The organism is Streptomyces sp. NPDC046716 (assembly GCF_040645755.1).
Classification (GTDB): domain Bacteria; phylum Actinomycetota; class Actinomycetes; order Streptomycetales; family Streptomycetaceae; genus Streptomyces.
On the sequence record NZ_JBEYYU010000039.1, the window covers coordinates 71,741 to 84,618 of the forward strand.

Consider the following 12,878-nt stretch of genomic DNA (forward strand, 5'->3'; position numbering starts at 1 on the left):
CTGACTTCCAGCAAGGGACGCTGCTGCTCCGGTTGGGGAGTTGAGTAGAACAGCTTGCTCCTCGTTTCCGTGCGTGGAGGATGATGTGCGCATGCAGTTGGACGGGGACCATTCGAACCGCCAGCGGGCCAGATATTTCGGCCAGTGCGCGGCGATGATGCAGAACGTGCTCCGGCAGGACATCGATGCGGGCCCGCTTTCCGAGGTCACCAGCGTCGATCTGTCCGTGGAGACCGAGCCGGGGCATGAAGGAATCTTCGACCAGGCGCTGTCCAACGCATTGGCCGCGATCGTTGCAGCGGAGTGGCCAGGTGAGGAAGCGGACAGTAGGGGCCGTGTGCACTTTGCACGGAAGCTGCTCAAGGTGATCCGTGACAAGATTCCGCGCGATCCGGCTACGGGCCTGTGCGTCATACCCGATCCCCACGCCGACATCAGGTCGCGGTGGGACCTGGGTGCCCCTCTGCCGGACGGCTTCTGGGACATTCGGATCGACGTCGACCTGCTGACCCACGCGCTCGACGTCAGCGGCCTGGCCCGCCATGGAAGTGGGACAGGGCGTCTACAACACCGGCACGTCCAGGCCCTGCTTGCCCTCGACCATCACCCCGCCCTGGGAGCGCTCGGTGAGGCAAAGTCAGACCACGACCTCTGGCAGGCCCTGGACGAGGACGCTCGGTCGGCCGACCAGGCACGCTCGCTGATTGAGCTCATCGGCGACGAAGAGGTGCGGCGCCGTGCGGCGTCGGCTGAGAACCCCAACGCGTACCACCCCGAGCACAACCCTGACGGCCACACCTTCGAGCAGTGCCCGGTGTGCGGATACGAGACCTTCTGCGTCGAGGGCCGGGACATGTGGGGGCGAGTCGGCATCGGGCAGTGCGTCGTCTGCTCGTACGTGCGCGGTTCCGTAGTCGCTGACCAGGAAGGCTTCGGCGAACACGTCGCATGGTTGAGGGGCGATGACTGAGCGCGCGATCCTGTGCCGTTCGGAAACTCATCGCTCTTGGTCAGGTTGCATGTCTGTACTCGTTGATAGCGCCGCCGAGTATTCGGATGCGTAGAGCGCGGTGAGCGGGCGGAGCGGCCATGGGTGTCGCGTGCTTCCGGGCGAGGGGAGGGAGCTGTCGGTGAGCCTGGTGGGAGCGACGACTGTTGTTATGCCGGGCCGGGCGTACGCATCGAGGACGTGCCGGGCATGGGACTCGTTCCAGGTCAAGAGGTGGTCGAGGTCCTCGCGCCGCAGGGTGCCGATGACCCGTTCACCGTGGGCGTTCATCGAAGGGGTCTGCGGCGCGCTTCTTACTGCTTGGATGTCGTCGGCCGCGAAGACCGCGTCGAACGAGTCGGTGTACTTCGTGTCCCGGTCTCGGAGCAGGAAACGCAGTGAGTCCGCCCGCATGCCCAACTCGACGGCAAGGTTTCTCGCTTGTTGCACCGTTCAGGGTCCGGTGGGATGGGCAGTCACTCCGGCGATGTGCAGTCGGCGTGTGCCGTGCTCGAGGAACACGAGTGCGTACACCCGGCGCAGGTCGACCAGGTCGATATGGATGAAGTCGCGGGCAACGATGCCCTCGGCTTGCGCGGTCAGGAACGCGCGCCACGGCGGGCCGTTGGGGCGTGGGACCGGATCAAGTCCCGCTGCAGTGAGGATCTCCCGGATCGTCGACGCGCCGACCGGATGCTCGAGCCGGACGGGTTCGCCCTGGATCCGTCGGCGGCCCCAGCGCGGTTTCTCTTTGGCGAGCCGCAGTACTGGAGCCTTCACCGCACGCGCAGTCGATGGTCGACCGGGCCTGCTCCGGCGCTTGCTGTAGTCCCATCTCCGGGCGATCAGGCCGCCGCCGCCCAGCTCGGACACGACCCAGCCGGCTTGGTGCACGCCGTCTGGCGCACCAAGGCTCACGCGAACTAACGAGCTCGTGCACGATAAGCATCGTCGCAGGTCAGCAGATCGTTCCATCGCCAAGCCCGGATCGCTGACCTGCGCTGATTCTGCGACAGCGCCTATCGTGCACGAGGTCACTAGGACTTGTTCTGCCGGACTCGCGCCAGGACGCGAACACTGTGCCGGGGATCCTTGCCAAGACGGTCCAGAAGTCCTGCGACTACCGGTGGAGCGTCGGGGCCTGCATGAGCTGTCGCCGCTTCGGCCAGAGTGCGGCGCACTCGGACGCTCGGGTCTGCGGCAAGACGTGCCGTGGTGTCGGCAAAGCGCTGGGGCTGCTGCATACACAGCACTGCGCCGAGCTGCCGAGCTGTGACATGGCTGTGGTCGGCCAGAGTGCGGGCGTCAATGTCCCCCGTGACGTCGCGTGGGAGGCTGCTGAGTGTCAGGGCTGCTTCCTGGATGTCATGGGCATCGTCGCTGCGCAGGAGTTCAAGTGCCTGGTCTTTGACCCATTCCTGCTCGTCAGCTGTTGTCGCTGAGGCAGCGGCCAGGCGCAGTCCGGGGCCGCGCAGCGACGCGGATCCCAGGTTGATCTTCAGGGTACTGAGAGGGTGGGCCTGGCCCGTGAACTCGTCGAGTCGGCTTCCGTCGAGCGCGCCCAGGGCGAAGGACTGACTCGCACGGAAGGTGGTGCCCTTGGCCTCCGGTTCCTGGTCGACAACGAGATTGCGGGCGCCGATCAAAGCGTCCTGCCGGTTGGACGCTGACTCTCGTCGATCACTCGCCACGGCAAGGAGCTTGTCCAGGCAGGCTCGCTGATCATCGGAGGCGAGGTGAAAGACCATGGCCGAGTCGGGAACCATCGTGCTGCCCAGGGACATGGAGTTGGGCTCCGGCTCGGGCCGGCTCAGGATGCGATCCCGAGCCGTCCTGGCGCGCTCCTGCACGTCGGGATGGCCGGGGTTGAGGGCGGCCTGGATCACGTTGGACAGGTAGTGTTCCCGCTTGACCAGCTTGTCGGCTCGCCTGCGCAGGGTGTTCTGTTCGTCATTGCTCAGCGGGCTGCAGGAGGCGGTACCGGCAGCCGAGCTGTCGCGCTGCGGCCAGGCGCCCAGCAGGCGCAGCGTCTGATCCCTCAGAAGAACGTTCAGAGCTTTGTCGGTGTGGACGTCGGCGAGATCGAACAGCCTGGTGAGGGCGCGCATGGCAAGTTCGGGGTGTGCCATGGCGATGGCCACGCAGGCGGTCGCGTGCTCGTCGTCGGTGTAACTGTACTGATGGGGTTGGCGGGGGACGTCGGAGCTGAGCAGGTCCAGCAGTGCTGCGGCCTGTTCAGGTGAGCTGCGCGAAGCGAGTGCGCAGGCGCTCTTCGCGGCCTGAACGGCCAGGGACCGTGTAGGTGAATCGACGAGTTCGCCAGCCCTGCCGCGTACGGCCAGGTCCAGCATCTCCTCGAACAGCTCGTGGGCTGCCTCGTCCTCGCCCAGGTCGGCTTGTGCCGCAATGAGGGCTGCACGTGAACGCAGGACCCACCACGGCTGGCTCGCGCCGGGCACCAGGGGAAGCAGTTCATCTCCCATGCCCTTGGTGAGCTGTTCGAGCTTCTCGCTGCTTCCGGCGCGCTGGTAGTAGGCCGCGGCCAGGGCGGGTTCGCTGTGGTCGCGGTAGAGGTCCGCGAGGACCGTCACGGCTTCGCTCTCGTCCGCCCAGCTCCCGGTGACCACGCTGTCGGCCAGCCAGCGGCGGGCCGCCAGGACCGCCTCGGTGGGCTTGCCCCTCACCATCGCCGACATCGCCTGTGCTCTGGGGTCCCGGATGCGGTCCAGCAGGCGGCCGGTGCCCGTCGTGCGCAGCGCCTGGGCAAGGCGGTGCTCGTCGTCGATCTCGGTCGTCCACGGTCCGTACCGTGCGTTGGCCGCGCGGATAGCGTAAAGCCAGTCGGCGGCCTCTTCGGCAAGTCCCGCGTGGATGCCGTCCTGGACGGCATCCCTCCAGTTCTCCACTGCTTCCTCTGCCCGGCCTTCGAGGGCGCAGCGTCGCGCCTCGCGCGCGCTGACGAGTGCTGCGTGCCGGCCCTTCATCCGGTGTCGTCTGGCCTCGCGGAGCAACTCCTGCCGTTGCGCGATGTCGTATTCGGCTCGCAGCAGACGCAGGCGCACAACAATGTCCTGCGTCTGTTCCGTTACCGGCTGCTCTTTTGCCTGTGCGAGGGCAGCGCTGATGAGGCCGTCGAGTTCCTCGAGCGTATGGGGCTCGGTGGCGAGCCGATACTCGGCGAGCATGAGAACCAGAAGCGGCCGGTAGTCGGGGGCGTGTTCGTCGTCGGCTTCCAGGGCGGGGGCCAGATGACTCATGGTCAGGGGGTGGGCGATGTCCTGGGCGGCCGCGTTGATGAGGGCGGCGTGACGTGCCGTGATCGAGGCTTCTGGCGTGCCGGAGCTGGCCGCGTCGCGGGCGAACTGCTCCAGCTGGTGAGCCAGAATCCGTGCTTGGTCACTGTCTCCGTGGTGGAGTGCAGCTACGGCGAGTTCGGCCGCCAAGCCGGCTGCCTCGTCGAATAGACCGCCCTCCTGGAGCGCCTCGAGCTGCTTTTTCCGCAAGACGGTGGCATGTCCCCGGTACCCGGCGACGTGCAGCCGGTGCGCCAAGTCTCCGTAGAGCCTGGCTGATTCCGCCGGTGCCTCGGACCTCTTGCTGTCCGCGGCCCGCAGCATCGGCGCTACATCGTCGGTGTTGAGGGGCCCGATGAGGATCCTCTCGGCCTGTTCCTGCCGGTCGGGCGGTGGAGCTGGCACCCCTGGCAGCGGAGCGCCCGTGCAGAAGTCGGCCGCCGTCTCCCGCGTCCAGAACTGGGCGACGATGTCGCCGCAGTAGCGCAGGTGCTGGTTGATCTGCTCGGCCCCCCACAGGTCCAAGTCGAGATCAGGATATTGGAGCTGGAGCGCGGCCAGCTCGTCGGCCAGCTGCGTGGCCTCGGTGGAGGCAGAAGTCGTCACAATCAGACGGCCGGCACCGAAGGGACGCCGCCCGGAGGCAAACTTCTCGACCGCCTTGCGCAAGTCCGCGGCGGTGAAAGCCGCGTAGTCCTTGCACTGGACGACCGTGTAGTCACCCGTCGGCTCCCGACCAGCCAGGTCGATGCCGTGCTGCGCTTGCCCCTGGACCCCGTAACGCCGAAAGCGGATGTCCCGCAGGCCCAGAACACGGCGTGCCAGGGCCAGCATCAGCTTCTCGAAACGGTCCCAGCCAACATGCAGATCCAGATCCTCCCCTGCAGGCGTGCGCCCCGGGGAACCGGCCGGAGGAGGAGTGCGCAGGTTCGGGTCTCCCGCACACGGCGCCCAGGCGTCCGCAGCCGGTCCGCGATCACCGCTGGTGCCTTCAGGCTCTCGCAGCGTGCCGGATTCGGAGGGGTTCGGCTGTATCACGACTTCATCATCGCACCCGGCACTGACAACGCAGGGGACACTGGCAGGCGCGGGAAAGCGCACGACGATGCGGAAGGGCACGACCAGGTGCTGATAGCTCAGAGATCGGCGGTGGATCCTGGTTTCAGTCGGCGTGCCGCTGCGTGGGATCGAACCGGCTCAGGACAGCGCGTACGAGGTAGCGGCTGAAGGCAGACCGTAGTGCGCTGTCCGGGGTGGGGTCCATCCAGGGTTGTTGGGGGTGACCTTGAGGCCGGCCTACATCTCCCCACACTGTGGAGATACTCCACACGGCGCAGGTTAGCCGGACCGGCGGCGCCAAGATCAATGGCTGGGATCGACATCTTCTCGTCCTCAGCACCGGAAACTCAAAACCTTCGAGCGCGGCGATGAACACGGCAATCGCGGCCTGTTCTACAGCGGTGGAAGCCGTAGGCAAATCCCGATGCACAACCCGACCTACCTGACCAGTACCAACGCGCACGCCACTCAACGCACTGCACGTAACACCCAAACGATGAAACGAGGAACCGCAGGTTCCACCGGCTCACCCTGGCCCATGTGAAGGCTGCGGCGCGCTACCTGCCGGGCCGCGAGAGGTGGTGGTGCAGGGCGAGGACCTCGGCGTGTGGATCGCTGGGCAGAAGGCGGCAAGAGAGGTGCTCCAACCGGCGCAGAGGTTTGTGCTGGAGGTGATCGGTGTCGATTCTGACGACGCGTCGCGTACGCGGCCGGCCCCGCGCTCGCAGGACGACCGGTGGGCCATCAACCTTGCCGCCGCCAGGCAGTTCACGCCCGCGAAGGCCACCTCCGCCTCGCGCGAGAGCACGTGGAGCTCGTGGACGGTGCAGAGAATCGTGCCGGACCATCTGCGGACCTGAGTCGCGCGCGTTTACGCTGGTCCCTTCTTTCACAGGGCAGGAATCCAGGGGGATCTGCTGTCATGAACGTCGGTGAGCGTGTTCTCGGCGTGAAGGTCGCGAAGACCTACCCGCCCCGTGGCAACACTCAGCTCATCCGGCTGGAGGTGGTCACGTCCTTCACCTGTTCGCGGTGTATGCGGACGAAGAAGGGGCGTCTTGTCGCGGTACACAACAAGCGTCTGCTGTGCAATGGCTGTTACGGGCGGCTGGAGGCGTCCGCCCCTCAGGAGGAGCAGCGGTCACGACAGGATGAGCAGGTTCCGGCTCCCCACGAGGAAGAAGTCTCCCAGGTCGTCGTCGAGGAACTCGACAGCGGGCTGCCCTACTCGGTGGTCAACACCGGCCTCACGGTCGAGTGGAAGTTCTACGTCCGTGCCGAGCACCTCCTGCACGGCACTTGCCCGGTGCCGACCGCGATGGCCGACCGAGCCGCCCCTCAGGAACCGCTCGACCTGACCTTTCTGCGCGGGCGCTACCGCATCAAGGAGCTGGACCGGCAGAAGGGCATCAGGCTCGACACCGGCGGCGCCGAGCCGCTGCTGACCGGGCTCGGATGGCAGCCGTTCGTCCTTCCGGGGACGCGGGTGTCGGTGCGGTGGGACACGTGGAGGCAGCTGCGGCTGTCGTACACGCCGCTGGACACCCCCGTCGTGTTCGGTGGCACGGTGGTCCGCTACGTCCACGACCCCAGGATCATGACGCGCGAGCTGGCGGCGTTCGACGCCCGGGTGGACAGGGTCGAGGAACTCGTGCTGATCACACTGCGCGAACTCGGCTACCTTGACGAGAAGGGCCGGGCGCTGCTGCCAAGGCAGGCGCTGGTCCGGAACATGGCGGAGCGGGCGCAGCCGGAACGACCGCCGAGGAAGAAGATCGACGGGGCGATAGAGCGGCTCCTCGCGCGCGGCTTACTCTCCTGGCAGGAGGGCAGCGTGAACCGGGCCGGTATGCTGCACTACCCAGCGCGGCGCGGAGAGAGGACAGTTCCACTGCTGTGCTACGCGCCAGTCCTGCGAGCGGCGGACCGCGAGGATCTGCGCCACGCGGAACCGGAGGTGGCCTACAGTTTGGCCGCCCACCGGGTTGCCGGGCATCTGATGCGGATTGGCCACCTCGGCAAGGAGGCCAGTGCGGAGGCCCGTGCCGCGTATCGAGACGATCACCAGCGGGCCGGTCTGGCCGGGCCGCACGAGCTGCCGCGCGGGTTCACCTACGTGCGGGAGCACGAGCGAGGCTTCTAAGCGTTGTCCCGTAAATGATCTTTGCGGTGCCATGAGGCAGGGGCGGTCTCAGTGAGGCCCGCTCGGCTATCCGGCGAGGGGCTAAGGGTTGTCCCGCAATGGATCAGATGAGTCGACAACCCTCCGTCAGGCGGCAAGGATGTGGGTCATCGATCCGTACGGGGCTGGTCTGGGGGCTGCTCGTGAGTCTGAGGTACCGCGCTCGGGTAACGGCGCTCCTTGAGGACTCGCCTCTCACTTCGGAGGCTGTCATCACGGATGTGCGCCACCTGCTCTCGCAAGGCGAGGAGGAGTTGGCGTTCGACACCATGTGCTCGTGGATCTACGAGGATGCCCTGCCCATCACTCGCCAGTACCACGACCAATTGGTGGCAATGGCTGACGAAATGGGCACCCCGACGTCTGTTCGGCGCCTTGACGAGCTACTCGTCGACTGACGCCCGACCTCCAGCGATCTTGCCGAGAGATGATCTCGCCATGGCTGGTGTGATCACGGCGTCGGAGCCGTCTTGGATAGCCCCGTTCACCGGGCTGAGCCCGAGCATTTTCGGGAAGCTGTTGACCACGCTGCGCGGCGAGGGAGCCGACCCGGTACGCAAGGGCCGGCCGTGGGGGCTGCCGCTGGCGGACCAGGTACTGCTGGTCGCCGCGTACTGGCGAACGAACCCGACGATGCGCCAACTCGCCCTGCTGCCCGACGTCGTGACGTCGGCGGCCGCACCAGGGGGGGACTCGCCGGTGGGGTGGCACCCTGCTCGTGGAATGCGAGTGCGTACTGTCGGCAACCGGTAAGGGTGTCGAAGGCGATTCGGGTACGGCAGGCTGGTACGTCACGTACGGAGGCCGCTTAATATGGTGATATAGGCGATGGTGGTCGCTTTGAGGCAGGGTTCTAGGGGATCACGGGTTGGCTGGACGAATGACGTTGAATCCCGCCGGATACTTCGGGCCGGTCGAAGGGGATCTCCGCCAGAACACTCGGGAATTGGGTTGGTCTATCTGTGCGACGAAAACGCGACTCCCGTCCAGTAGCAAGATCGGCGCACCGATGGTGACCCAGGCCGGCTTGGGGATGTGGCGTCGCGGACGCGGGGTAGCAATCGATTCAGGGATCGGGAGGGGTGCTTTGCGGGCTGAACGGGTAGCACCCGCGGGCTCCGTAGTCGGCTCAGTTCTGTTCATACGGCTGGGGGCCGGAACAATGGTTGTCGTGTCCTCGCGCTCGTCGACCACCAACTCCCATCTGCGGGGGAGAAGATGGGACATCGGGTAGGTGGACCCGATCCCGAGCGGAACATTGTCAGGCCCCACGGCAAGCCAGGACCACGCGCCTTCTGAGCGTTGCCAGTCTCTGGCGAAGGTATTGACCAGTAGGGTGCCGTCCGGAATGGCGAGTCCAGCTCTGCGCAGGCGGTTGAGCATTCGCTCGGCAGTGAGCGTTGCCATGGTTCCCCCTGTGGCCGTTGAACTGGCGTGTTTCACAGCTTCCTTCAGACTACGTGTCTGTGCCTCGATGTGCTGTCGGAGTTCGGCGAGCATGTAGTCCCCGTCACTCTTCGGCAGGCGTAATCTTCGAGAGCAGCCAGTAATGTGTTTGTGCTGCGCGACGTGGCGGACCGATTCGCGTTCACGTTGCGGATGGTATCGATCTCCGAGCGTCGTGAGACCAACAAGAGAACTCGCGCGGGCCGCCCAGAGCTTGTACCTCACGGCCTGGTGGCGGCGTCCGAAGCGTGTCCGCTCCCTGCACCATCTGGTGCGAGTGATGGACGCCCTGCAAGAGGATCAGCCACTGCCTGCTCAGTCGTGCTCGTCAGTGACCGCCGAAGCTCCGGGCGTGGGTACGAGCGGGATCCACTTCCAACAACCCGAGGTAGTCGCGGACTGCCGCGTTGTCTCCGGTGGCGGCGGCGCGGCGCATGGCGATGGCGGCGCGCTGCGCCTTGGTGGGGCGTTTCGCGGCGTCCTCCGTGGGTCTGCTGCACGATCGGGTGAAGTCTTAACTGGCCGCCCCTGTGGGGCGAGTAGGGAGGATGTCGCTGTGCCCAAGCCCTATCTGGGAGAGTTCCGCGCGGGCGTCGTGCCGGCTGCGAGGAACCGCGGCACGGGCGTGACGGTCGAGCAGGTGGCCGCCGGCTTCGGAGAGCACGCGACGACGCTGCGGAAGTGAATGGGTCGAGCGGACGTCGATGACGGCACCAAGCCCGGAACGACCAGCCAGGACAATGCGGAACTACGGGTAGCGCGCAGGCGGATCAAGCTACTGGAGCAGGAGAACGGGTTGCTGTGTCTCCTTTTCCGTTGCTTGACGCCTTGTCCACTCCATTCGTTGCCGACTGCCCACGCGCGGGCTTCCGAATCGAGCCGCCGGACCGGCGGCGAGCCACAATCCGTGCCTCAGGTCAACGCCCTCGTGGGAGGGGGGAGCTCGCCATCCTCAGACCCGGCGGCAGCGGTCTCGGAGAGATGACGACGGTAGGCAAGACGCAACAGCACGAGTGCTCATCGTGCCGCACACCGGCCAGGCTCCTGATCTGCATGGACGACATTTTCAGCAGGCGCAGTTTTGGATCTGTGCGCCTTTCAGGTGCAGGTGGGGCGGTACGGCAGCGCAGAAAGGTACTTGTTCCACTGCGGGCGGGTTGGGGTGTCAGTGATCGCGCAGATCTGACGGATGATCTGGTCGGCTCCCAGTGTCCACAGTCGTACCGTGCCGTCTTCTCCGCCGAAGGCGAGGGTTTTCCCGTCCGGGGCGAAGGCAAGTGAGGAGAGTTCCAGAGCGTTGGCGGCGAAGGTCTGGCCGATCGGGGCAGGGTGGGCCGGGTCGCTGACGTTCCACAGACGCAGACCGTTTCCGCTGGTGGCCAGAGAGCGCCCGTCGGGGCTGAAGGCTATGTCGGTGACGCGGCTGGAGTAGCCGCTGAGTGGAGGGCCGAGGCGGGTGGGGTGGTTGTGGTCGGTGATGTCCCACAGTTTGACTTCGCCGTCGCCGGGTGATCCGCCGATGAAGGTCTGGGCGACTGTGGCGAGGGCGTGACCGTTTGGGCTGAGCGTCATCAAGTTTGCCCCGCCGGGGAGCGGTGGCCCGGAGCGGGTCGGATGGTCGGGATCGGTCACATCCCACAGTTGGACCTTGTCGGAGGTATAACGGCCGGCGAGGGCGAGGGTGTGCCCGTCGGAGCTGAATGCGAAGGTGTGGAACTTGAAGCTGCCCGTGCTGCCGACAGCAGCGATCGGCTGGCCACGTAGCCGGGGATGAGCGGGGTCGGAGATGTCCCAGAGACTCACACCGTCCGCGCCGCCGGAAACCACGGTGCTGGTGGAGGTCGCGAGGGTATGGCCGTCGGGGCTGAACACCGCTGATTCGACGCCGCTTCCAGCGCCTAAGGGGAAGGTGAGCTGGGCGAGGACGGCGGGCTTGGTTGGATGTGTGAGGTTCCAGAGAATCACGCGCCGCTCGCCGTTGGCGATGGTGGCGAGGGTGCGGCCGTCGGCGCTGAACGCCAGGGATATGACGGTGTTGCTGAAGTTCTTGATCAGGCTGAGAGGGGCGGGGTGGGCGGGCTCTGAGACATTCCACAGCCGCACGGTGTTGTCGGCCGCGGTGGTGGCGAGGAGACGTCCGTTGGGGGCGAACACGGTCGAGGTGACGCCTGCGGTGTGATTGGTCAGCAGGGCGGTGGGCAGGTGCCACAGTCGCACGGTGTCATCGTCGCTTCCGGTGGTGGCGACGGTGCGACCATCGCGGGCAAACGACACAGAGTTGATGCGGGGGGTCGGACTGGCCGCGGGCGGGCCGAGGGAGGTCGGATGATCAGGGTTGGCGATGTTCCACAGCCGGAGCGTGTTGTTTTCGCCAGGGGTGGCGAGGGTGTGGCCGTCGGGACTGAGGGCCATCGCGTGGAGGTCGTTGCGGATGCTTGTCAGGGGCCCACCCCGTCGCTTCGTGTGCTTCGGGTTGGCCACGTTCAACAGCTGCACGGTGTCGCCGTCACCGATGGCGAGGGTGCGGCCATCCGGCGTGAACACTGCAGCGCCGATGGCCGTCCAGATCTTGCCGAGCGCAACGGGGTGAGCGGCGTTCGCGACGTTCCACATGCGCGCCCCGTCCTCCACGGAAGAGGTGACGAGGGTGTGGCTGTTGGGGCTGAAAGCGGCGACGTTGACTGCCGATGCGTGGTGGATGGGCCCGCCGAGTCGAGCCGGGTGGGCTGGGTCCGAGACGTCCCACAGCTGTTCGTCCATGTAGCTGCGGGCCCCGGTGGCCAGGATGTGACCGTCGGGACTGAACGCCATCGGAGGGATGGCGGAGGTGCGGGAGAGGGCCGGTCCGAGCGCGCGGGGATGGGCCGGGTCCTTCACATCCCACAGCTGTACCCCGGCGTTGGCCATGATGCTGCCGGCGATGGCGAGTGTGGCTCCGTCGGGGCTGAACTCCAGGGAGGCAGCGCCAGGAATCCGAACAGGTTGCCCGAGCAGGGCAGGGCCTTTGGGTTGCGCCATGTCCCAGATGCGCAGGACGCCCTGTTGGCGGTCGTCGGAGCTGATGGCGGCCAGGGTCCGGCCGTCGGGGCTGAATGCCGCGTGTCTGATGTGATCGGGGAGCTTGCCCAGGGTCGTGGACAGCGGTCTGTTCGACTCTTCGAGGAGCCGCGTGTAGCGGTCGCCGTTGGGCTTGAGACGGTATGCCTCGATGTCGATCCTGGCGGCGAGTGAGGGGTCGGTGGTGCGTAACTGATCTGCTTGGGCTGAGATCTGGCTGACCAGCGCGGTCTGCCGCCCGGCCTGCGCAAGAGCGTTTTGGTGGAGGGCGAATGCCCCCGCCGTAACGGCGGCGAGGGCGAGCGCGGTGACGGCGATGCGGCCGGTGCGGAACTGGCGGGCGTAGCGGTCTGCCTCGCGCAGTGTGGAGGCGAATCGCACGTCTCCGGGGCGGGGAGCTGTCGCGGTCACCTCGAGCCGGTTGGCCTCGGGCGCAACCAGACGAAAGCCCTTGCGGCGCACGGCAAGAAGTTTCGCGTCCATCCCTGCGACTCTGAACAAGTGACCGTCGGTGTCGAGGGCACCGGTCACCGCGGTGCGCGAGCGCAGGCCAAAGAAGACATCGCGAAGCGAACTTGCCCCGGGTCGGCGCCACAGCAAGGCCCGCAGACCGAGGGCGAAGGCCACGCCGAGCGACGGTCCCTCTATCCGGTCCGGTGCCTCGGCTTCGTCGGACAGGACGATCCGCCACACGACACAGCGACCGTGCGACCGCGGAGCGGCCAGGTGCCAGGCAGCGCCCAGAGCAGCGGCGAACTGGCCGTTGGGGCTGCGCACCCCGTCCATCGTCCGCGGGTCCGGATACAAACCCGCAGGCCCCGCCGGGAACTCCCGCAGTTCCAGGATGCCGGTA

General features: G+C 66.7%; 7 protein-coding genes and 2 pseudogenes. 6 read left to right on the forward strand and 3 right to left on the reverse strand.

Annotated features, from left to right (window positions below; genetic code table 11):
• The first annotated feature begins 91 nt into the window (after nt 1-91).
• A complete protein-coding gene (locus ABZ930_RS26775) occupies nt 92-970 on the forward strand; it encodes a hypothetical protein (protein ID WP_361552687.1) in 879 nt (292 codons plus the stop codon).
• 40 nt (nt 971-1,010) lie between these two features.
• On the opposite strand, the pseudogene ABZ930_RS26780 reads toward ABZ930_RS26775, so the two are convergent.
• A pseudogene (locus ABZ930_RS26780) lies at nt 1,011-1,837 on the reverse strand (integrase core domain-containing protein); the annotation flags it as partial.
• A gap of 188 nt (nt 1,838-2,025) precedes the next feature.
• Nucleotides 2,026-5,400, reverse strand: coding sequence for a hypothetical protein (locus ABZ930_RS26785; protein WP_361552689.1), 3,375 nt, complete (start codon nt 5,398-5,400; stop codon nt 2,026-2,028).
• 524 nt (nt 5,401-5,924) lie between these two features.
• On the opposite strand from ABZ930_RS26785, the gene ABZ930_RS26790 reads away from it, so the two are divergent.
• The 5 genes and pseudogenes from ABZ930_RS26790 (at nt 5,925) to ABZ930_RS26810 (ending at nt 9,653) form a co-directional block, all read left to right on the forward strand.
• A complete protein-coding gene (locus ABZ930_RS26790) occupies nt 5,925-6,200 on the forward strand; it encodes a hypothetical protein (RefSeq protein ID WP_361552691.1) in 276 nt (91 codons plus the stop codon).
• 62 nt (nt 6,201-6,262) lie between these two features.
• The gene (locus ABZ930_RS26795) at nt 6,263-7,483 is read left to right on the forward strand and encodes a hypothetical protein (protein ID WP_361552694.1); all 1,221 of its coding nucleotides are present in this window, start codon (nt 6,263-6,265) and stop codon (nt 7,481-7,483) included.
• Nucleotides 7,484-7,590: 107 nt separating this feature from the next.
• Nucleotides 7,591-7,920, forward strand: coding sequence for a MafI family immunity protein (locus ABZ930_RS26800; protein WP_361552711.1), 330 nt, complete (start codon nt 7,591-7,593; stop codon nt 7,918-7,920).
• A 40-nt stretch (nt 7,921-7,960) separates the two neighbouring features.
• Nucleotides 7,961-8,200: pseudogene (locus tag ABZ930_RS26805) on the forward strand (transposase family protein); the annotation flags it as partial.
• A gap of 1,324 nt (nt 8,201-9,524) precedes the next feature.
• Nucleotides 9,525-9,653 carry a hypothetical protein gene (locus tag ABZ930_RS26810; RefSeq protein ID WP_361552697.1) on the forward strand — a complete coding sequence of 43 codons (129 nt, stop codon included), beginning with the start codon at nt 9,525-9,527 and terminating at the stop codon, nt 9,651-9,653.
• Between the two features lie 413 nt (nt 9,654-10,066).
• On the opposite strand, the gene ABZ930_RS26815 is transcribed toward ABZ930_RS26810, so the two are convergent.
• Entirely contained in the window at nt 10,067-12,802 is a 2,736-nt protein-coding gene (locus ABZ930_RS26815) for a WD40 repeat domain-containing protein (protein ID WP_361552700.1), read from the reverse strand.
• Between the last annotated feature and the right edge of the window lie 76 nt (nt 12,803-12,878).

Excerpts from the sequence above, each read along its gene's own strand:
- ABZ930_RS26795 (WP_361552694.1), top strand. The coding sequence starts at position 6,263 with ATGAACGTCGGTGAGCGTGTTCTCGGCGTGAAGGTCGCGAAGACCTAC.
- ABZ930_RS26775 (WP_361552687.1), top strand. The coding sequence starts at position 92 with ATGCAGTTGGACGGGGACCATTCGAACCGCCAGCGGGCCAGATATTTC.
- ABZ930_RS26800 (WP_361552711.1), top strand. The coding sequence starts at position 7,591 with ATGAGTCGACAACCCTCCGTCAGGCGGCAAGGATGTGGGTCATCGATC.